Source organism: Pseudarthrobacter sp. NIBRBAC000502770 (assembly GCF_006517815.1).
Taxonomy (GTDB): domain Bacteria; phylum Actinomycetota; class Actinomycetes; order Actinomycetales; family Micrococcaceae; genus Arthrobacter; species Arthrobacter niigatensis.
Genome location: NZ_CP041198.1, coordinates 3,262,008 through 3,281,649, shown reverse-complemented (window position 1 = coordinate 3,281,649; position 19,642 = coordinate 3,262,008). Strand labels below are relative to the sequence as shown.

Below are 19,642 nucleotides of genomic sequence, written 5' to 3'. Positions count from 1 at the left end.
CGCCTATGCGGCCCGGGAGAGCGTGGCCAGCCGAGAGATGGCGAGTTCTGCGTAAAGTGCGGCGCCGTCCCCCAGCACGGCGTCGTCGAACGTTGCGTACGGTGAGTGGTTGAAGGGTGAAGCGGTGTGGTCGGCGCCCGGTGCAACGGCGCTGAGCCCCACGAAGGTGCCGGGCACCTCCGCCAGCACCCGGGAGAAGTCCTCGGAGCCGCTGAGCGGGGTGGCCCAGCGTGAGAGGCGGCGCTCGCCGAACAGTTCGGTGATCACTTTTTCGGCGGTGTGGGTTTCGTCTTCGCTGGTGATGGTGAGGGGGTACTCCTGCAGGTAGTCGACGGCGACCTCCACGCCGTGCGCGGCTGCAATCCCCTTCAGCAGGCGGGGAATGGCGTCCATCATCTTCAGGCGGGATGCTTCCGAGAAGGTCCGGATGGTTGCTTCGATGCGGGCCGACTCCGGGATGATGTTCCGTTTGGTCCCCGCGTGCAGCACGCCCACGGACAGGACCACGGGATCGAACATGTTGAACTGGCGGGTGACCATGACCTGCAGGGCCGTCACCATCTCGGCAGCCACGGTGACGGGATCCTTGGCCGAGTGCGGAGCCGAACCATGGCCGCCGGCGCCGAGTACCGTGACTTCCAGCCCGTCCGAGGCGCTGAGCATCACGCCGGGCTTGGTGCAAAAGGTGCCGTGCGGCTCCAGTGAGGAGAACACGTGCATACCGTAGGCGGCCTGGACGCGGGGACCGGCGGCGTCCAGCACGCCTTCCCGGAGCATGTAGCTGGCACCATCGCACCCTTCCTCACCCGGCTGGAACATAAGGACGACGTCGCCCTGGAGCTGGTTCCTCTTCTCCGCCAGGAGGGTCGCGGCTCCGGCGAGCATGGAGGTGTGCAGGTCGTGGCCGCAGGCGTGCATGGCGCCGTCGGCCTGGGAGGTGAAGTCGACACCGGTCTTCTCCTGGACGGGCAGCCCGTCCATGTCGGCGCGGAGCAGCACGGCCGGCCGCTGCGCGCCGGCACCTGGATTGCCGCCACGCAGGACCGCGGTGACCGACGTCGTCTCTTTGCCGAGGGTGACCTCAAAGGGGAGCCCATCCAAGGCCTTAAGGACCTTCTCCTGGGTCCGCGGGAGGTGGAGGCCGATTTCCGGCTGCCTGTGCAGGTCGTGGCGCAGGCGTACCAGGTCATCCTGCAGGTCCTTGGCGTCCTCGGTAATGGGCATGTGTTACTCCTTGGCAATCGGCATCAGGGCTTGGGGACTATTCTGAAGTGGCATGGTTCACATTTGCGCAAAGCGCAGAAATTATTCGTCAACCGACAGGTTCAAGCACGATTTATACAGGGAGAGAAAGGTGCAGATGGAGCTCAGCGAGGACGACCTTGCCCTGATCCAGGTGCTGCAGGCATCCCCGAGAATCGCCTGGGCTGACGCTGCCAAGGTGCTGGACGTGCACGCCACCACCCTCGCGGCCCGCTGGGACCGCCTGACGTCCCAGGGGGCGGCATGGGCGACAGCGCACCTGGCGGGCGACCCGAAGCAGATGCTCCTGGCCTATGTGGCCGTTGACTGCGAGATGAACCGGCGGGACAGCGTCACGGCGCAGCTTGCTGCGGTTCCGGAGATCGTCACTGTGGAGGAGGCTGCGAGCAACCGGGACCTGATGTTGACAGTCATTACCCGCTCGCTGGAGGAGTTCAGCGAGCGCGTGGTTTCACACCTGAAGACCATTGATGGGTTGACCAAGTACCAGGTGGCCCTGTGCACCCGGCTGCACAGCAGCGGGGACGACTGGCGGCTGAATGTCCTGAGCCGTTCCCAGCTGGCCACCCTTCGCACGCTCGGACCACCTGCAAGCCTCGAACCGGCGCGGATTGCGGGGCAGCTTCCGCAGAGCCACCTTGACCTGTTGCCGTTCCTGGCCCGCGACGGCCGTGCCACAGCTGCCCAGATTGCCCGCGCCCTTGGCCGCCATCCCGCTACCGTGCAGAGGCAGCTGAACCGGGTCCTGGCCAGCGGCATCCTGTCCTTCCGCTGCGAAATCGCCCAGAGGTACTCGTCGTTTCCGGTAACCTGCCAATGGTTCGTGAACGTCCCGGCGGGCCAGCACGAGGCAGCCGCCGCCGAGATCCGCAGCATCAGCAACGTGCGGCTGAGCGCTTCCACTACCGGCCCCACCAACTTCGTGATCATCATGTGGCTGCACACGCTGGCAGACGTCATGTCCGCCGAGTTGGCGCTGCAGCAGAAGGTGCCCGGCATAGAAATTGTCGAGAGTGCCGTGATGCTCAGGACGGTCAAGCGCGTGGGCTGGATGCTGAAGGAAGATACGACGGCGAGTGGCGCCGTCGTTCATGGTGGAAGCCTGGGCGCCGCAGAGTGAGTGTTGCGGACTACCGCTAACCGCCACCGCCCTGCGGTGCTGGTTCGGAACGCCTGCTCTTCCGCTCCAGAACGGCGAGGAAAAGCGCCCCGACCAGCCCCACAGCCAGTGCCAGCAGCACGATGGGTCCCGCTCCGCCTGCAGGGCCCAAAGTGGCGGCGAGGATTTCGCGCGACAGGACGGCCATCTCGGAGAAGTTGCCGAGGTATACGCGGGTCCCCAGGACGTAATTGACGCTGGTGAACAGGGCAGGAACCAGCCACAGCAGTGCAAGGTCTGCCGCCCACACCCACAGGCGGGCGGAAGGTTTGAAGCCGCACCAGGACAATGCGGCGCCCACAAGGACGGCAGGAAGCCAGTGCCACACGGTTGCCAGGAAAGTTGGCATCCCGCCCGGGCCGGCCAGGAATGCGGCGGCAGCTGCCAGCCATGAAGCAAACGGCACCGCCATCAGGCCAACGCCCAAGGCCGCGACGGGACGGGATGGCGAGGCGAGCACCAGGAGGGCGACCACTCCGGCCGCTATCGCGGCTATGGTGCCGCCGAGCAGGCCGGCGATGTAGATGGAAGACCTTGGCTCCGGGTCCAGGCCGCTGCTGAGCACTGCGAACGAAAACGACTGGACGGCAGCCCCGCCGTGGACCAGGAGCACACCGCCCACGGCACATGCAGCAGCGGCCCCGCGGCGGGCAGGCCCCAACGCGCGCAGGGCAAGCCCAGTGGCGGATGCACCCACGGTGAGCAGGGCAACGAGGGTAGTGGTGCGGTACTGGCTAAGCGGCAGGAGGGCAAGTGGCATGTCGCGGGGCTGTGTTTCCTCTCCCCAGAGGTTCTGCACAGGAAGCTGTGCTCCTGTGATCAGCCAGGGTGCCAGCCCCAGGATTCCTCCGAGGACTCCCAGCAGGGCAGCAGAGGCCGCTTCCGCAGCAGGTGTCCGGCCGTACCGGCGTTCCCCTGAGCCGGCCACGCCAAGTCCTGTGTTTGCCAAGAAACGCCCTTTGATCGCAGGTAGGCCGCCGAATGGAAAGGCCAACGCAATAATACAGCGTATGGATTAAATGCCTGGGCTGAGTGCCCAACAAGGCCTGCCCTCCCCGACTCCCGGTCTCCTGCCGCAGACTGTCCTTATGACCTTCGCGAATATGGGAATGCTTGGAACGAAGCCCGGCCAGCGGGATGCCCTGGTGGCGATCCTGCTCCGGCCGAAACCCGGGATGAGGGAAGCCGGGTGCCTGCTCTATGAGGTGGGAGTCAATGCGGATATGCCGGATACCGTGTTCGTTTCCGAGCTGTGGGAGTCCGCTGAGGCGCACCAGGCGTCGCTGCAGCTGGACAGCACACGGGCCGCGATCGCCGAGGCGATGCCTCTCCTTTCCGGGCAGACAGCAGCCCACCGGTTCACCGTGGTGGGGTCGCCGTTGCGGTGAGTGGATTGCAGTAATCGGGGTAAGGGAGGACACATGAAACCGTTGCCCGCACTTGAGCTTGTCACCCGCTTCGAGGAGGCCGAGTGGCTCGATCCACTGGCCAAGAGCGTCCGGAAAGTCGTCCTGAAGGTCATCAAGCCCCGGTGGGCCCGTGATGTCCTCCATGGCGTCCCCATTGGACACCCGGTTCACCCCCTTGCCGTCCAGGTGCCCATCGGCGCCTGGGTCTCCGCAGGCGTGCTCGATGCGGTACCGGGGGGTGAGAAGGCGGCCAGGCTGCTCATCGGAGTGGGCGCCGCCACCGTGATTCCGTCTGCGCTCGCCGGGTTTACCGACTGGTCCCAGCTGCACCCGCAGCAGCAGCGGGTCGGGTTGGTGCACGCCGCGGCAAACGTCACCGCCACTGGCCTCTACGTGGCGTCCCTCGTGCGGCGGGCAACCGGCGGAGAAGGCAGTGGCAAGGTGCTCGCGTACCTCGGGCTCGCGACGGTGGGCGCCGGGGGTTTCCTGGGCGGCCACCTCTCCTACCGCCAGGCGGCCGGAGTAAACCACAGCGAAGAAATTCCGCACCGTTTCCCGGCCGGCTGGCACCCCTTGGCACCCCTGGCGGAGCTGCCCGAGGGCGGCCTGCACAAGCGCGATGTCGCCGGCATCCCCCTGCTGGTCCACCGCGAGGGCGGGACGGTCAACGTATTGTCCGACGTCTGCAGCCACCTTTCCGGGCCGCTTCACGAAGGAAAGATCAAAGACGACGGCGGGGACCCGTGCGTCGTCTGCCCGTGGCACCGGAGCACATTCTCGCTGCGCACCGGCGAGGTCAGGTCCGGCCCGGCAACTTCCCGGCAGCCGCTGTTCGAAACCCGGGTAACGGGGGATCTCGTCGAAGTATGCCTGCCCGGGGCGGACGGCTAGAGAGGCCGTTCGGCCCTACCATCGATGGCAGACCGGCGTAAAACTGGGGGTATGGCGAGGCCCAGTGGAGTGGAATGGTCCGGCCATGCCCCGCCGCAGATCAACGGGGCAATTTCGCGAGGCTTCGTGCCCCCCGTACGCCCACTTCAGTGCAGTCTTCGGAGCTGTGTGAGGTCACGGTGATGCGTGTTTCGGAACCGCAGGAGATCGCGTCCGGTGTGGTGCTGATGACCACTGGCTCAGGCCCGCTGGCATCAAACGTCTACCTGATCCGATCCGGCCCCTCATGGGCGATGATCGACTCCGGATGGGCGGCCAGTGCGGAACCGCTGCGCGCGGCAGTGGAGCAACTGCTCGGTCCCGGCGAAGTTCCTGCAGCCATCTTCCTGACCCACCTGCATCCTGACCACTCCGGGGCTGCTGGGACACTTGCCCGGACCTGGAAGATTCCGGCATATGTCCACCGCGCCGAACTGCCTATGGCTGCCGGCCGCTACGTTCCGGGATATTCAATGCCGCTGGACCGGTGGCTGGTTGCGCCCCTTGTATGGTCCCTGCCTGCCCGCGTCCGGCGGCGGATTGAGGCCGCAGGTGACATTACCGACGTCGTGCATGGCCTTCCACGAAGCGGCGAGGTGCCCGGCCTGCCCGATTGGGCCGCCGTTCCCACGCCGGGGCACACCCCCGGACACGTGGCGTATTGGCGTTCCAAAGATGGCGTCCTGATGACCGGTGATGCGGTAACCACCGTGGACTTGAACTCGGCGCGCGGTCTCCTGCTCCGGGCATCACATGTTTCCGGTCCGCCCTGGTACACCACGTGGAGCCGCAAGACGGCGATGGACTCCGTGGCCCGGCTGGCAGAATTGGGGCCCCGGCTGCTGGCCCCCGGTCATGGGCAGCCCATCGCCATGGCGGTTGTCCCCCGGCTCCGGGCCGCGGCCGCCAAGGAGAAGGCGCAACGGATGGCACGTCGACGGCGGATCGCAGGAGCGCCCGAAGCAGCGTAGCTGTACTGCCGGGGCCGGGTAATGAAGCGGCTGATGGGTGGGATGGCCTCAGCGCGGGGTTCACCCTTGCGATGACAGCGCGAATGGCGTGGCCAGGAGTTCGGCCCAGAGTGGATCGTCGGCTGGCAAGTCGTTGAGGTCCACGTACCTGTCGTCGTCGGGTTCCCACTGCGGAAGGTTTTCAAGGCTCGCCTCCAGGCACTGGCATTTACCGGCAGCTTCCCGTTGCAGCCATGGTGACAGGCTTCCTGGTGGCCAGTGGGTTGGTTCTGAATCCTGTTGTTCCGGGTTGTAGAAGCGCCCGGTGGGTGATGTCCAGCCCGGTGGGTCCTTGCTCGTGGCCGGGCCGGGGGTCCATTGGCTGTGGTGTTTGAGCCGATGATGCTTACGGCAGAGCTGGGCCAGGTTGCTGGTTCCCGTGGTGCCGCCGTGTTCCCACGCTTGGAGGTGATCTGTTTCGTTGTCGGGCGTGCGGTTGGTGCAGCCGGGGAACGTGCATTTGCCGTCGCGCAGCCTGATCCAGCGTTTGATGGTTTCGGTGAGCCGGTAGTTCTTCCTGCCGATTTCCAGGGGCGCACCGTCCCTGGGGTCCACGAGGACCCGGTAGAACGACTCCGCCCCGTCCGCAACGAGCCTGCGGGCCATGGACGCCGGGATGGGTCCAAGACCGTCCAGGATGGCTGGTTCGTCAGTGGCTCCGAGGAGGGCGAACACGGGCACGGTGACCAGGACGTCGGCCCGCGGGGTGGGAACCTTCCCGATCCCGGTGACACCCTGCGTGCCCGGGGCGGTGCCGGTGGACCCCTCACCCGACGCTTGGACGGCACCGAGCAACAGGGATGCGGCGATGTCGGGGCGGAGCTGGGTGAGGGTGCGGGGTTCGTTGGGGCCCTGGAGGCCGCGGGCGGTGGCGGTGGTCCGGTTCCAGATGGCGCACGCGGTGTCCCCGGGAAGGTAGAGGGAGACCCAGGCCATGCCATCCTTGTCCGGGGTGTATTCCATCCGCCGGTCCGCCACCCCTTTTACATGGCGCTTTTGGATCGATTCGGGGTGGTGGCGTTCCCGCCAGCCCCGGACCTTGGCCCGGAACCGGGACGGAACCAGTTCACCGGGCAAGGCACCCCGGGCCGGATCGGGTGCGTCGGGGTCGAAGAAATGCGCCACCAGCCCGGCAGCCCCGACAGCGTCAAGGCCCTCGGTCTCGTCCGCGACGACGCGGGCGTGCTGCCACGACATCACGCCCGCCGCCAAGGCGTTCATGACCAGCGGCAGGGAACAGACCCGCCGGGACTGCTCCACCAACGCCCCGGCACCGGCGGAACTCACGGTGAGGACCCCGGCGATCTCCTCCACCACCGACATCTGCGCGTAGGTACGGTCCTGGACCGAGGCGTCCGGCGGGGTCATCGCCTCCTGGAACCCGACGGCGTCGACGGCGTCCTGCGCCTTCACTGCTGCGAGCTGCGCCTCCAGCCGGGACGTAAGCTCCAGCCTGTCCAGCCGGATCTCATAGCGCCGCTGCAACACGTCCACACCGGCACCAACACCAACATCGAAACCAACATCTAAACCGGCCGCCAGGGAAGCGTCCTCCCGCTCCAGCGCATCCAGGGCAGCAACAGAGGCACGAACACCCTCCAACACCACCCCAAGACCACCGCCGATTCCCATACCCACATCATCCAGCGACCCACTGACATTTAACGTGTATCCCCAATTCCCTCCCAACGGCGTTACTTCACACTTCCAAAGGGAACCTCTAGAGTGAAAGTACTAAGCATGCTGTCTATTTGGGAGGGTGAACCTAATGCGAAGGGTATCTGCGCTTGGAGTTGTGGCTGCGGCAATGCTGGCGTTGGCCGGCTGTTCGGGAGGGGGCAGTGGAACTGCCAGTCCTTCCAGTTCGTCGACGGCGTCAGCTTCCGCCAGCCAGACTGCCGAAGCCAAAGTGTATTCGGAGGATGAGCTCCGGAACCTGATCTCGGGCATGAAGGACGACGACGGCAATGAGCTCAAGCTGTACTCCAAGGACCAGGTTGCCCAGGGCAGCAACATCGCCAACCTGCTGATGAGCGCCGCAACCGTCGATCCCAAGGACTGCAAGGACATCGCCACCGCCGGCCTGCTGGACAAAGTTGAGAACGGTGATGTCGCCGTCGCACTTTCCGAAGGCCAGCAGCCGCGCAGCCTGTCTGCCCAGTCCGGAAGTGGCGGCCCCGACGCAGTAAAGACCCTCAGCGACATCAGCGGCAAGATGGACCAGTGCGCTAAATTCTCGGTCTCGGCGCTCGGGCAGAAATACGACGTTTCAAGCCAGGAACTCAAGGCCGACACTGACGCTGAGAAGACCTTTGCAACCGTCAGCACCCGGAGCGGCGACAATCAGCAGAAGCTGATGCAGGTTTCCGCTGCGAAGGGGCGCCTGCTGGTGGTGGCTACCAAGAGCGGTACCGACCTTGGTGACTCGGACCAGAAGGAACTCGAGGGCCTCATCAACGACGTGCTGAAGAAGGCCGAGGGCGGCAGCGCAACGTCAAGCCCGTCCTCCACCAGTTCGTCCGGCTCAATGGGCACGTCCTCGCCCAGCAGCTCGTCGTCATCCACTGCCTCGTCCACCTCTTCGGCGACGATGTCCTCGGGCAGCGGCGCCTCGTCGTCGGCCTCTCCCACCGCCCCCCGGTAGCGGCGGCCAAGTCCCCGCACCTGTTCCAGCCCCCCTCACCCTGCTGGCTGGGTGGGGCTGGAAACCAGGCCCTAGATGATCCCGGTAGGGATGAGCAGCGCCCATGCCAGCGCCGGGGCCACCAGCACCACGCCGCCCGCGTAGAACATGAGCTGGCGGTAGACCCGCTGCCGGTCGTCGTCCCGCGCGTTTGCCACCACCAGCGCACCATCGGTGGAAAAGGGGGAGACGTCGACGACGGTGGCCGCGATGGCCAGCGCGGCCACGGTTCCGGAGGCGCTGAGCGAGCTCGTGGCCAGGAGGGGGCCGGCCAGCGGGATGAACGCTGTGAGTAATGCCGTGGAGGACGCGAAGGCAGAGCCCACGCCGATTACGTAGCAAAGGACCAGCGCGACCAGCAGCGGGGCGCCCAGGGCCAGGGCCTGCTGGGCCAAGGTGTCGATGACCCCCACATGCTCCAACAGGGAGACATAGGTGATCATGCCTGCCACCAGCAGGACGGTGGACCAGGAGATGCCGCCGATGAAAGTCTTGTGTTCCTGGATGTTGATGAACGCCAGCAGCAGCCCGGCTGAGAGGGCCACGAAGCCGATGGGGAGGTGGAAACCGAGGGTGGCCACCAGCATCACGGCAATCAGGACCAAAGTTATGATCTGCTGGCCGTGGGGGCGTCCGACGGGCGGGGTGTCGGTGTCCACATGCTGCCTGGGGGCACCGTCACGCAGTTTGCCGAACAGGGCGAACAGGACAATGGTGAGCACCGAGAGGACCAGGTTAAGGGCGAAGCTGGCGCTGAAGAGGCTGCCCTGGGAGATGGGAAAACCGTTCTTCAGCGAGATGTCATGCACCAGGACTCCGGCCACGGACAGCGGGGAGAAGCCGCCCGCGTGGGCGCCGTTGATAATGAACGCGCCCATCATGACGGGGTGGATGCGCGACTCGTAGGCAAAACCGATAGCCGCGGGAGCCAGCAAAGCGATGGCGGCGGGTGAGAAGGTGCCCAGGGAAGTCAGGGCGGCGGCCATCAGGAAGAACACCCACGGCAGCAGCATGGTCTTTCCGCGAACCATCCGGACGCAGCCCTGCACGATGATGCCGATGGTGCCGTTCCGCTGCGCCATGCTGAAGAAGTAAGTGACCCCAATGATGGTCAGGACAATGCTGGCCGGAAATTCGGCCAGGATCTCCTTGTCCGACAAGCCCAGCAGGAAATAGCCGACGCCGAACGAGGCCACCAGCCCCATCACCCCGATGTTCAATGGCCACCTGGTGGCGACGACGAACATCACCACGAGGATCACCAGGGGGATGATCTGGATATAAGTCATGTCAGGCTCCGGGTCTGTGGCTCCACAGCAGGATACGACGCCGGGAGGCAGCTCGCCGGGCGCGCCTCCAATGAATCCCGTGGTGGCGCGCCATTTAACCTCGCGCGGGAACGGCCAGGGAGGTGACCAGACCGTAGGCTGGAGGACGGGCCGGGTTCCCCCGGCCAAACAGGAAGTTCCCAAGGTGAGAGGCAGGACCATGACCGTTTCCAGCGACGATCCCCAGAACACCGCAGACCTTCGGGGCCCGGGCGACCCGGACGAAGCCAAGGGAGAAGCCACCAGGGCTCCGCAGTCCGGCCAGCACCCCGAACAGCCGGGGGCAGCCAACATCCGCGAGGAACAGCAGGCCCACGCGCCCGGAACCGTGCCGGCGTCGTACGTCGGAGGCGAAGAAGCCGCCCGGGACCATAAACCGGAGGAGGCGCTGGAGGAACCGGGCACCTGGGACGACGAAGTCTGAGCATGGTCACCCGCGCCGATATTGACCAGGCGGAGCGGCGGACGGCCGGCCTTCTCCGCAGGACGCCCGTCGTGGCGGCGGACCGTGGCTTGGCCGACGGCCAGGTCTGGCTCAAGTGCGAATTCATGCAGCACACGGGCACGTTCAAGGCCCGCGGCGCCTTCAACCGGATCCTGGCCAGCCGGGAGCGCGGGGAACTGCGGGCAGACGTGGGCATCGTGGTTGCCTCCGGCGGGAATGCCGGACTGGCCAATGCGTATGCAGCGAAGCAGCTGGGCGTACCGGCCACCGTGTTCGTTCCGGAAGCCGCGCCGGCCGTCAAGGTCGCCAAGCTGAAGGCGATCGGCGCCACCGTGGTCCAGGGTGGTGCGGAATACGCGGCCGCCTACCAGGCCGCCGTGGTCCATGCCGAGGAAACCGGCGCGGTCTACTGCCACGCCTACGACCAGCCCGAAATCGTTGCCGGCGCCGGAACTGTCGGCTCTGAACTGCTGGACCAGGTGCCGGACGTGGACACCGTCCTGGTGGCAGTGGGAGGTGGCGGGCTGATGGCCGGGGTAGCCGCCGCCGTCGAAGGTTCCGCCAAAGTGGTTGCGGTGGAACCTGGGGCCGCGCCAACGCTGCACGCTGCCCTGGCTGCCGGGAAGCCGGTGGACGTCCCGGTATCGGGCATCGCTGCCGACTCCCTGGGCGCCCGGCGTGCCGGCGGGATTGCCTTCTCAGTGGCGGTCCGCTGCGGCGTCGAAAGTGTCCTGGTCACGGACTCGGACATCGTCGCCGCCCGCTCCGCATTGTGGAACGAATACCGGATTGTGGTGGAACACGGCGCCGCAGCCGCCTACGCCGCATTGACCACCGGAGCCTACGTGCCGGCCCGCGATGAACGGGTGGCGGTCATCCTGTGCGGCGCAAACACGGACCCGGCCACGCTCTAGCCCAGCCCAGGCGGCCAACGCGGCGCCCGGGCTGGGTCAGCAGGCTACTGGGCGCCGCCCTGGCCGCAGAACTTGCTGTAGGTGGTGCCGGCTTCCTGGTAGCCCGACTGGAGATCGGCCAGCTTGTCCTTGTCCGGGTTCTCCTTGGCCTGTTCATCCGTGTACGCCAGGATCTGGCCCAGTGCAGGCTTGAGGTCGTCCGAGGCAACCGCGTGGATGGGGCGGATCTGGTTGGCGAGGTTGTTCATGCCCGTCTTGCCGGCGTTGTTGGCGGGGTTCGACACAACGGCCTGGATCCGCTCGCAGGTCTCAGCGGTGGTCAGTTGGTGTGTGGCGGTGCAGGCCGTAGCGGAAGCAATGAGGCCGGCGGCAAACAGGGCTGTGGCGAATTTCTTCATGGGTCCCTCGGTAGTGGTCAGAGGGTTCGATTGTAAGCAGATTGGGTAGCCCGGCGCCTTCGCATGCCCAATTCGCGCGCCTAGAATGGCAGTACCAATCGTGCGGAGCTTCCGCAGATGGGGCCCCGTGCGCATCATTCCAGACTAAGGAAACCAGCATGCGCCAGACACTGCGCCGCCACGCGGCCGTGGGCCTTGCCGCCCTGTTTTCGCTGTTTCTCCCCACAGCCCTTCCGGCGTCCGCAGCGCCGCCAGCAGGGGAAATAGTGCTCGACGGCGCCACCTCCGCAGAAGGCATCGCGGCAGGGGAGGGCCAGACTTTCTACGCCGGGGAGTTGACCACCGGAGACATCTTCCGCGGTGACCTCCGCAAGGGTACCGCCACCCGATTCATCCATGCCCCTGCGGGGCGGGCCGCCGCGGGCCTGAAGGCTGATACCTGCCACGACCTGCTGTTTGTGGCGGGCGGCGGCACCGGCAAGGCATTCGTCTACAACACCCGGAGCGGCAAGCCCGTTGCCGATTTCGACCTGGCAAAGGGATTCATCAACGACGTCACACTGACCGGCGACGGCGCCTGGTTCACCAACTCTGCCGCGGACGAACTCTACTTCCTGCCGGTGGGGGAGCACGGGGAGCTGGGCAAGGTGAAGACCCTGAAACTGAGCGGGCCGGCAGCGGACCTCCAACCCGGATTCAACCTGAACGGCATTGCGTCCACTGAGGATGGCCAGACCCTCATTGTGGCGCACACCAACAATGGGGCGCTGTATACCGTCAATCCGAAAAACGGCAGGAGCGCCGTCATAAAAGATGCCGATGTTCCGTTCGTGGACGGCATCCTGGTGGAGGGCGATAACGTCTGGGCCGTCCAGAACCAGCTCAACCAGATCAAGCGCTTGGATCTTTCCAGCGATTTGTCCTCCGCCGATGAGAGGAACACGATCAAGTCCGGGGCGTTCGACATTCCGACGACTGTGGCCAAGTTCGACGATACCGTGGCCGCTGTGAACGCCCAGTTCAACCGGCCGCCCAGCCCGTTCGAAGTGGTGCTGGTTCCTGCCTGGAAGTAGGCCGGAAGCAGCACAGGGACAAGGGACTGGCTGGCAGTTGCTGCCGGCCAGCCCCGTATCGATAACCTTCGGATTGACGGGTCAGATGGTCCGCGTAGCCTTTTCCAGGTTGTCCTTCAGTTCAACGGCGTTCTGCCGCTTCACGTACGCAGGACGGTCACGTTCCACGCGCCAGCTTTCGGAGAGCGGGCCCACATTGACAGTGTCGAATCCGAATTCGTCGTACAGGCGCGTCACCAGTTCGGCAGCTTCCGGGTAGTCGCTCGCGGTGGCCAGGGCGCGCCGGTTTTCGCTGCCGGCGGGTGAGCCATCAGTGGTGATGTCCTTGGCCATGATGTGGTTGAAACCTTTGGCCACCTTCGACTGTGGGAGGTGCTCCTGCAGCATCCCGGACGTGGTGGCTTCGCCGTTGTCCAGGGCGGGGATCCTGCCGTCCCGCTCCCAGTAGTAGTTGTTCGTGTCGATCACGATCTTGCCGGCCAGCGGTTCCACCGGGACGTCCTTGTAATTCTTCAGCGGCACCGTGACCACGGCGAAGTCGCCCGCGGCGGCCGCTTCAGCCGGCGTTGCCGCCTTGGCTCTGGGGCCGAGCCCAGCCACGAGGTCCTGGAGGGTTTCCGGCCCGCGGGAGTTGCTGATGACTACGTCGTAGCCCTGCTCCACGGCCTTCCGTGCCACCTGGCTTCCAATATGTCCTGCACCGATGATTCCGATTGTTGTCATAGTGGCGCCAACACCGGTCCCCGGGCAGATATTTCAGCCGGCTTTTGGGAATAAACAGGCCGGTGCCTGCTTTCCGGTGCCTAGTTGCCCGTGTAGCGCCCGGGCCGGTGGTTGAGGGCGAGGACGAGGTTGAGCAGGGTGGCGCCGGCAGCGGACAGCAGCACCACCAATGGTGCAACGAGGACCAGCGAAGCCAGGACGATGGCCACATCCAGGACCATCTGCACGTATCCTGCACGCCAGTTCAACTTGTCCTGCAGGAGCAGCGCCAGGATGCTGAAACCGCCCAGGCTTGACTGGTGCCGGAAGAGGATCAGGAGGCCGACTCCGGCCAGCAGGTTTCCGCCCAGCACCCCATACACCGGGTCGAGGTCCATGGACCCAAAGGCGGCGGGGTGCACGCTGGCCATCAGGGACACCAGCGTGATCGCGGCGCCCGTGCGGAGCGCGAAGTTCCAGCCTTTCTTCCAGACGGCCAGCGCGAAGAATGGTAGGTTCACGGCAAAGAAGATCACGCCAAACGGAAGTGCAACCGAGTAGCTGACCAGTAGGGCCAAGCCCGCGGTTCCGCCGGTGACGGCCCCGCTCGACTTGAGGAGGAACAGCCCCAGCGATGCGGCGAAGGTGCCGGTCAGGATGCCCAGGACGTCCTCAACCACCGAATGGCGGACGGCCGACGGCGGAACGGAACCTCCCGCCGTCGGCTCTTCATGGTGCGTGGCCGGTGCAGCCGCGGTTGCGTCAGCGCGTGTTTCCGTGGAGGTGCTCACTGGGCCGCAAACTTTCCGCGGTCCGCCAGGACGGCAAGCACACGGTCATTGGTTGGCTTGTCTGCCAGTGTGATCCGGACGCCGTCGGCAGCGTAGCCGCGGGCCAGGATGTCTGCCTGGGCCAATGCGTCGAGGAGTTGCCCGCGCAGCCCGTCGGAAGCGCGCAGCCAGTAGAAGTTGGCCTGGCTGTCCGGGACGTTCCAGCCGTGGCCGCGAAGGGCTCCGATCATGCGGGTCCGTTCCTGGGCCACCGCCTCGGTGCGCTCAAGAACCTCGTCCTCCGCAGCGAGCGACGCCACCGCGGCGGCCTGTGCCATCCTGTTGACGCCAAAGGGAACGGCCGTGCGCCGAAGGCCTTCGGCGATTTCCGGCCGGGCGATGGCGTAGCCGATCCGTAGGCCTGCCAGCCCGTATGCCTTGGAGAAGGTGCGCAGGATGCACAGGTTGGGGTAGCGGCGGTAGAAGTCCAGGGAGTCGATGCCGTTGCCGCGCTGGAACTCGATGTAGGCCTCGTCCAGGACCACCAGCACACGTGGCGGAACGGCCTGGAGGAATGCCTCCAGCGCCTCCGGGCTGATGGACACGCCGGTAGGGTTGTTTGGCGAGCACAGGATGACCAGCCGGGTGCGCTCAGTGATGGCGTCAGCCATGGCGGGAAGGTCGTGGTGTTCGTCCGCCAGCAGCGGGACGGGGACCGATACGGCGCCGGCCACCGCCACCAGGATGGGATAGGCCTCGAACGAGCGCCAGGCGAACACCACCTCGTCGCCGTGTCCGCAGACTGCCGAGATGACCTGCTGCAGCACCCCGGAGCTTCCCGGTCCGGCGGCAACCTCGTCAGCATTGACGCCGAAGTGCGCGGCGATCGCTTCCCGCGCCTCCACCGCGCCCATGCTCGGGTACCGGTGGATCCTGCCGGCCTCCGCAGCAATCGCGTCGACGACGGAGGGCAGGGGGGTGAAGTGGCTTTCGTTCGAGGCCAGGGCGGCGGTCAGGGCCGACTGGGCGCTCCTGCCTGCCACGTAGGCGGGCAGATGGGCGACGGCGGCGCGGACCGTCGGTGCCGTGGCTTCGGGAAGGGTGCTGGTCATGGACAGCATGATCAGCGATTTCAGGACGTCTGCGCAACAGGTCAGGATCCCACAGGACAGATCCTGTGGTTGGAGGTCAGCCAGATGGCAAAATGCTCAATATGCACCTTATTGATGCCCTGGACGCAGAGATCCTCCTCACACTCGACCGGGACCCGCAGGCTACCGTCCTGTCCCTCTCCCGGACGCTGGGCGTGGCCCGCAATACCGTGCACGCCCGGCTCCGACGGTTGGTCAACGACGGCAGCCTGGCGCCCTTCAGCCAGCGGGTCCGGACCGAGGCCCTTGGCCTGCCGCTCATCGCCTTTATCTCGATCTCCATCAGCCAGTCCTCCAGCGACCTTGCCGTGTCGGCGCTTCAGACGATCCCCGAGATCATCGAGATGCACGCCACCACCGGGGATGCGGACCTGCTCGCCAAGGTGGCCGCAAGGGACCCCGCCGACCTGCACAGGATCACCAACGCGATGCTGGCGATTGACGGCGTGGTCCGTACCAGTACGGCCATGTCCCTGGTGGAAGTCATGCCCACCCGCACCGTGCCGCTGCTCCAAGCGGCAGCCCAAAAGTAGTAGACCTACCCGAAGGCGCGGAAGCGCCGCCCGCCTTGGGAGGAAGGCGGGCGGCGCTGGTTCTTGGGTGGGGCCGGGTCAGTGGCCGCCGAGGTTGCCACCCACAGGCGGGAGGCCCCCGTCGGCGTTGCGGTCGTCCCCGCGCCTTTCGCCGGCGCTCAGGTTCTCGCCGGCAGCCGTCTCGTCGGACTCGCCAGTGGTGTCCACCAGGCCATTGGTCTGGTCAAAGGCGTGCCCGATCCTGTCATCACCCAGATCGGCGACGGAACCGGAGGAGCCGGCCCCCGACTTCGTGCCTGCCGTTGTGGTGTCCGTTGTCCCCGTGCCCGGGTAGGCGCTGCCGGTGGTGGCGCCGGTGGTGAGCGGCTCTGCGGGAACCACCGGTTCTGCCGGGACCGCGGGCGTGGTCTGCGTGACCGTGACGTCGCGCGTTTCGGCGTCGTCCTTGTTGCTGCCGGCAGCCATCGCCGCTGCTGCGCCTGCTGCCGCTGCGATGCCTACGCCGGCCGCAACCTTGCCCGAGATTCCGGCCTTGCCGGAATCGCCGCGGGAAGCGCCTGCGTGTTCAACACCGGGCGTGCCCACAGTGGTTCCGGCGTTGACGGAACCGCGCCACGCGCCGCTGGCATAGCCTTCGTCTTCGATGAATGCCTTGAACTTCTGCAGGTCGGATTCGGCCTGGCGGTCAACGACGTTCAGTTTGTCGCCCACCTTCTCGACGATGCCTTCGGGCTCGTATTCGAGGGTCAGCCGGAGCGAGGTCTGGCCGCCTCCGACATCCTCGAAGTCCACGGCACCGGCGTTCGTTGCGCCTTCGGTGGCGGCCCAGGCCACACGCCGATCCGGGATCTGCTCCAGGATTTTGGCTTCCCATTGCCTGCGGACGCCGCCGATCTCGGCCACCCATTCCAGCCGGTCGTCACTGAGCTGGGTCACGCTCTTGACGCCGCCCATGAAGTGCGGGAATTCCTCGAACTGGGTCCACTGGTTATAAGCGGTGCTCACCGGTACGTTCACCAGAATGCGTTTTTCCACCTTCGTGCTCATAACGTCTCCTTCGCTTTGCTACCGGAAACCAATGACTCGGGAAGAATCATCAGCATGCTTAGTAACATACCTTTTGATCGCGGATGTTTCCAGAGTCCAACGTGGGCGTGAGGGGAAACGGACGACGACGGCACCCGCCAGGTGCCGCCGTCGAGGTTTTGTGCAACGCATGAGTGTCAGTCCAGGTGCCGGCCCGCCAGCGCCAGGTTCTGGATGACGGCGAGACCGAACTGCGCCGCGTCATTAGTCGAGACCGTGGGCGCTTCATCAACCGGCAGCAGGACGAAGGGCGGCTCCATTTTCCGCAGCGAGAACGCCGCCCCGTGGTTCAGGTGCTCGCCGCCCCCGGCAAAGTGTTCCCACGCCTGGGCCGCCAGCCCGGCATCCTGCAGCCGTGCGGCAGCGTAGGCGGTAAGGCGGCTGTGCGCCTGGGTGAGGTAGATGCCCTCCAGCGCCTGGCCCACGGCCTCCACCTGCTCATCCTTGCTGGCAAGGAACAGCCGGCAGTACTGCAGCCAGGAGCGTTCAAACTCCGGATCATCCACCAGGTCCACCAGCTCACTGCAGATCTCCACCAGCCCGAACACCGCGCTGAGGTGTGACACCGAAATTTGCTCCCGTGTTGTATCGAACCTGCCCCTGTCCAGGTCGTACAGCGCTTCGCCGGTGAGGAACCCGTACTTGAGCGCGCCGATGTCCGCCATGGTGCCCAGGAGCCGGTCCCGTGAGCGCGGGTTGCCGGTGCGTTCCCAGTCCGTGAGCCAGGTTGCAGCAAGCGAGCCCCAGTCAGTCCCGAGGCCCACGCCCAACGCGCCCCTGTTGGGCCGGTAGGTTGCGGCGTCGGGGCGGACTTTCCGGACCGGGTCCAGGCCCAGGAAGTTCTGGTCGCTGTCCACCAGTTCAGACAGCAGGTCGCCGGTGCGCTCGTCAGCCGTCAGGTAGTAGTAGAAGCGGCGGTAGGCCGGCGTGCTGATGCGCAGCTGCTTGGCGCTGCAGCCCCAGTGCTGGACGTTGTGCCGGGAACCCAGGCCTTTCCACGGGCCCAGGTGGTATACATCCACCTCGCCGGTGTGCCGCGTCATGGCCTCGGCGAACCGGAAGATGTCCGCCCGGCCGGAGCGCAGGTAGGAGTACCAGAGCCAGAGATCCGGGGAGAGCTCGGAGTTGTCCCAGGCGTAGCCGCCCACGTCGTACCGCCACACGTGCCGGTCGAGGTCGTAGGTGTGCATGAGGTCGCCGTAGTTCCAGAACCCGTACCAGCGGCGCTGCTCCACCTGCCCGGCGTAGAAATCGAACAGGAAGTCCAGGCGGTCCTCGAGGCGGGCGCGGGCCGGGGTGCTCCGGTCCACCGGGGACCAGTCGCCGAAGATTCCGGCAGAATGCAGGTATTCCGGGGTGGCCTGCAGCAGGGCGGGGGTAGAGGCGGCCGCCGCGTCCGCGGCCAGGCTTTCCGTTGACGGCGTGGCCTCGTAGGCGAACAGCGTCAACTCATGGGTGCGGGCAATGCCGGTGGGATTTCCGAAGCCCGGCTCGTAGTCCTCGTAGGTGATTTCGAGGCCCTCGAGTTGCTCCCCAAACGTCTCCTGGCCCATGCCGTCGTGGTAGAACCGCAGGTCCATGGGCTGGGCCTCTGGGGAGAACAGCCAAGCCGTCAGGGAGGCTTCGCTGCCGGCCGCCCCCGGATGTCCAGCTGGCCCGGGTGGGATTGCCAGAAGTCCTTGATCCCTACTCCCAGTCCGCCGCGGGTATCGCTGAGCGAGCAGAATCCGGCGGCGCGGGTGCCGCCGGAAATTCCCACCCAGCCATGGCCGGCTGCCGTGCGCTTGCGGAGCTCAAAGCCGTCGGCGCTGAGTTGGCTGAGCGTGTAGTCGCCCCAGGCGGGGATCAGGTGCAGCCGGCGGGAAACCTCAGGGTTCCACGTCTCCGCCGGGGGAGTGGTGCGTCCGGCAACCTGGGCGCCGCGTACGTCAGCGCCCGGGTCCCGGCGGAGCCCGGTCAGGCCGCGGACCGCCTCGGTGAGGAACCCGCCGTCGGCTCCCGCGATGCGGATGTGCCGGTTGTGCAGTTCGGCCTCCAGCGGCACGGTGAAGCGCACCCCAAGTCCGGCCAGGAAGTCCCGCCCGGCGTCGCCGTCCCAGATAAAGGAATGCACCATGCGCACGCTGCGGGCGTTGGCGTAGAAGTAGAAGCGCACCACGAAGGGCAGCCAGCTGCGCCCTTTGCCTCCGGCGCCGTCCTGGCGGTGCCGCCCTTCCAGCCGCACCACGGCGCGCACGGGTCCGCTTTGTTCAAGGACGACGGCGGTGACCTCGCCGGTGAAGGCGTCGCGGCTGGCAGTCCCGGCGCCTTCGGGCACGCCGTCCTGCAGGAAGCTGACCAGCCGGGCGTCCCGGGCGACAGGTTCACCATGGCGGGAGAGGCTGCGGAACAGGGACGGGCCGACGCGGTCGATCACCATCTGCAGTGCACCCGTGTCTATGGTGAGGGCGTCGGCACTTTCGGTGACGGTGACTGAGCTGCCGTCCGACGGCGGCTGGCCGGCCGCGCTGGCTGTGCCGGCGTCGGCCGTCACGTTGTAGGTGTCCGACGGCGATCCCGTCGCGGGAAGAGCGACGCCGGCCCACTTCAGCGATCCGTCAGGCCAGGTGGCCAGTGGCCACGCCTGGCTGGGCACGGGGGTGCCCGCAGCATCCGTCACCGCCAGCGCCTCTGTTCCCTGGACCGAGCCGCGGGGGAATGGCATGCCCCACGTGGTCCCGCCGCTGATTTCCGTGGGGGCTTGTCCGTCAATCCACCTGATAAGGACGTTGTCCGTCATGTCATCCAA

The 19,642-nt window shown here is 66.4% G+C and carries 18 protein-coding genes and 1 pseudogene; 9 read left to right on the top strand and 10 right to left on the bottom strand.

Annotated features, from left to right (window positions below; translation table 11 throughout):
- Window positions 1-3: 3 nt before the first annotated feature.
- The gene (locus NIBR502770_RS15735) at window positions 4-1,224 is read right to left on the bottom strand and encodes a M20 family metallopeptidase (protein ID WP_141159203.1); all 1,221 of its coding nucleotides are present in this window, start codon (window positions 1,222-1,224) and stop codon (window positions 4-6) included.
- A 136-nt stretch (window positions 1,225-1,360) separates the two neighbouring features.
- On the opposite strand from NIBR502770_RS15735, the gene NIBR502770_RS15730 reads away from it, so the two are divergent.
- Window positions 1,361-2,383: an Lrp/AsnC family transcriptional regulator gene (locus NIBR502770_RS15730; RefSeq protein WP_141159204.1), complete on the top strand. Its 1,023-nt coding sequence runs from the start codon at window positions 1,361-1,363 to the stop codon at window positions 2,381-2,383.
- Between the two features lie 16 nt (window positions 2,384-2,399).
- Here the strand turns inward: NIBR502770_RS15730 and NIBR502770_RS15725 are convergent, their stop codons facing one another.
- On the bottom strand, window positions 2,400-3,371 hold the full coding sequence (locus NIBR502770_RS15725; RefSeq protein WP_210418875.1) for a hypothetical protein: 972 nt from the start codon (window positions 3,369-3,371) through the stop codon (window positions 2,400-2,402).
- 139 nt (window positions 3,372-3,510) lie between these two features.
- On the opposite strand from NIBR502770_RS15725, the gene NIBR502770_RS15720 reads away from it, so the two are divergent.
- The 3 genes from NIBR502770_RS15720 to NIBR502770_RS15710 all read left to right on the top strand — a co-directional run bounded on the left by NIBR502770_RS15720 (window position 3,511) and on the right by NIBR502770_RS15710 (window position 5,732).
- Window positions 3,511-3,810 carry a putative quinol monooxygenase gene (locus tag NIBR502770_RS15720; protein WP_141159205.1) on the top strand — a complete coding sequence of 100 codons (300 nt, stop codon included), beginning with the start codon at window positions 3,511-3,513 and terminating at the stop codon, window positions 3,808-3,810.
- A gap of 33 nt (window positions 3,811-3,843) precedes the next feature.
- A complete protein-coding gene (locus NIBR502770_RS15715) occupies window positions 3,844-4,722 on the top strand; it encodes a Rieske 2Fe-2S domain-containing protein (RefSeq protein WP_141182556.1) in 879 nt (292 codons plus the stop codon).
- A gap of 182 nt (window positions 4,723-4,904) precedes the next feature.
- Window positions 4,905-5,732: an MBL fold metallo-hydrolase gene (locus tag NIBR502770_RS15710; protein ID WP_141182555.1), complete on the top strand. Its 828-nt coding sequence runs from the start codon at window positions 4,905-4,907 to the stop codon at window positions 5,730-5,732.
- Between the two features lie 60 nt (window positions 5,733-5,792).
- Here the strand turns inward: NIBR502770_RS15710 and NIBR502770_RS15705 are convergent, their stop codons facing one another.
- Window positions 5,793-7,403: an HNH endonuclease signature motif containing protein gene (locus NIBR502770_RS15705; protein WP_141182554.1), complete on the bottom strand. Its 1,611-nt coding sequence runs from the start codon at window positions 7,401-7,403 to the stop codon at window positions 5,793-5,795.
- 277 nt (window positions 7,404-7,680) lie between these two features.
- Between NIBR502770_RS15705 and NIBR502770_RS15700 the strand changes: the two genes are divergently transcribed.
- Window positions 7,681-8,415, top strand: a complete 735-nt coding sequence (locus NIBR502770_RS15700; RefSeq protein ID WP_246839835.1) for a hypothetical protein — start codon at window positions 7,681-7,683, stop codon at window positions 8,413-8,415.
- A gap of 71 nt (window positions 8,416-8,486) precedes the next feature.
- On the opposite strand, the gene NIBR502770_RS15695 is transcribed toward NIBR502770_RS15700, so the two are convergent.
- Window positions 8,487-9,743, bottom strand: coding sequence for an SLC13 family permease (locus tag NIBR502770_RS15695; protein ID WP_141182553.1), 1,257 nt, complete (start codon window positions 9,741-9,743; stop codon window positions 8,487-8,489).
- Between the two features lie 199 nt (window positions 9,744-9,942).
- Here NIBR502770_RS15695 and NIBR502770_RS15690 point away from each other — a divergent pair, with 199 nt between their 5' ends.
- On the top strand, window positions 9,943-10,206 hold the full coding sequence (locus NIBR502770_RS15690) for a hypothetical protein (protein ID WP_141182552.1): 264 nt from the start codon (window positions 9,943-9,945) through the stop codon (window positions 10,204-10,206).
- Between the two features lie 2 nt (window positions 10,207-10,208).
- Window positions 10,209-11,141, top strand: a complete 933-nt coding sequence (locus NIBR502770_RS15685) for a threonine/serine dehydratase (protein WP_141159210.1) — start codon at window positions 10,209-10,211, stop codon at window positions 11,139-11,141.
- Window positions 11,142-11,185: 44 nt separating this feature from the next.
- Here NIBR502770_RS15685 and NIBR502770_RS15680 read toward each other — a convergent pair whose 3' ends face one another.
- Window positions 11,186-11,539: a hypothetical protein gene (locus tag NIBR502770_RS15680; protein ID WP_141159211.1), complete on the bottom strand. Its 354-nt coding sequence runs from the start codon at window positions 11,537-11,539 to the stop codon at window positions 11,186-11,188.
- Window positions 11,540-11,697: 158 nt separating this feature from the next.
- On the opposite strand from NIBR502770_RS15680, the gene NIBR502770_RS15675 reads away from it, so the two are divergent.
- Window positions 11,698-12,612 (top strand): hypothetical protein, encoded by a 915-nt coding sequence (locus NIBR502770_RS15675; RefSeq protein WP_141182551.1) that lies wholly within the window; start codon window positions 11,698-11,700, stop codon window positions 12,610-12,612.
- Between the two features lie 81 nt (window positions 12,613-12,693).
- Here the strand turns inward: NIBR502770_RS15675 and NIBR502770_RS15670 are convergent, their stop codons facing one another.
- From NIBR502770_RS15670 to hisC, 3 genes are all read right to left on the bottom strand, one after another.
- Entirely contained in the window at window positions 12,694-13,335 is a 642-nt protein-coding gene (locus NIBR502770_RS15670; RefSeq protein WP_141182550.1) for an NADPH-dependent F420 reductase, read from the bottom strand.
- Between the two features lie 80 nt (window positions 13,336-13,415).
- Window positions 13,416-14,105, bottom strand: coding sequence for a YitT family protein (locus NIBR502770_RS15665; protein ID WP_371416466.1), 690 nt, complete (start codon window positions 14,103-14,105; stop codon window positions 13,416-13,418).
- Window positions 14,102-15,205 (bottom strand): histidinol-phosphate transaminase, encoded by a 1,104-nt coding sequence (gene hisC / locus NIBR502770_RS15660; protein ID WP_141182549.1) that lies wholly within the window; start codon window positions 15,203-15,205, stop codon window positions 14,102-14,104. Before hisC ends, NIBR502770_RS15665 begins: the two co-directional genes overlap by 4 nt.
- Before the next feature lie 92 nt (window positions 15,206-15,297).
- On the opposite strand from hisC, the gene NIBR502770_RS15655 reads away from it, so the two are divergent.
- Window positions 15,298-15,768, top strand: a complete 471-nt coding sequence (locus NIBR502770_RS15655; RefSeq protein WP_246839836.1) for an Lrp/AsnC family transcriptional regulator — start codon at window positions 15,298-15,300, stop codon at window positions 15,766-15,768.
- Window positions 15,769-15,846: 78 nt separating this feature from the next.
- On the opposite strand, the gene NIBR502770_RS15650 is transcribed toward NIBR502770_RS15655, so the two are convergent.
- The gene (locus NIBR502770_RS15650) at window positions 15,847-16,815 is read right to left on the bottom strand and encodes an SRPBCC family protein (protein WP_141182548.1); all 969 of its coding nucleotides are present in this window, start codon (window positions 16,813-16,815) and stop codon (window positions 15,847-15,849) included.
- A 179-nt stretch (window positions 16,816-16,994) separates the two neighbouring features.
- A pseudogene (locus NIBR502770_RS15645) lies at window positions 16,995-19,565 on the bottom strand (hypothetical protein); the annotation flags it as partial.
- Window positions 19,566-19,642: the final 77 nt, after the last annotated feature.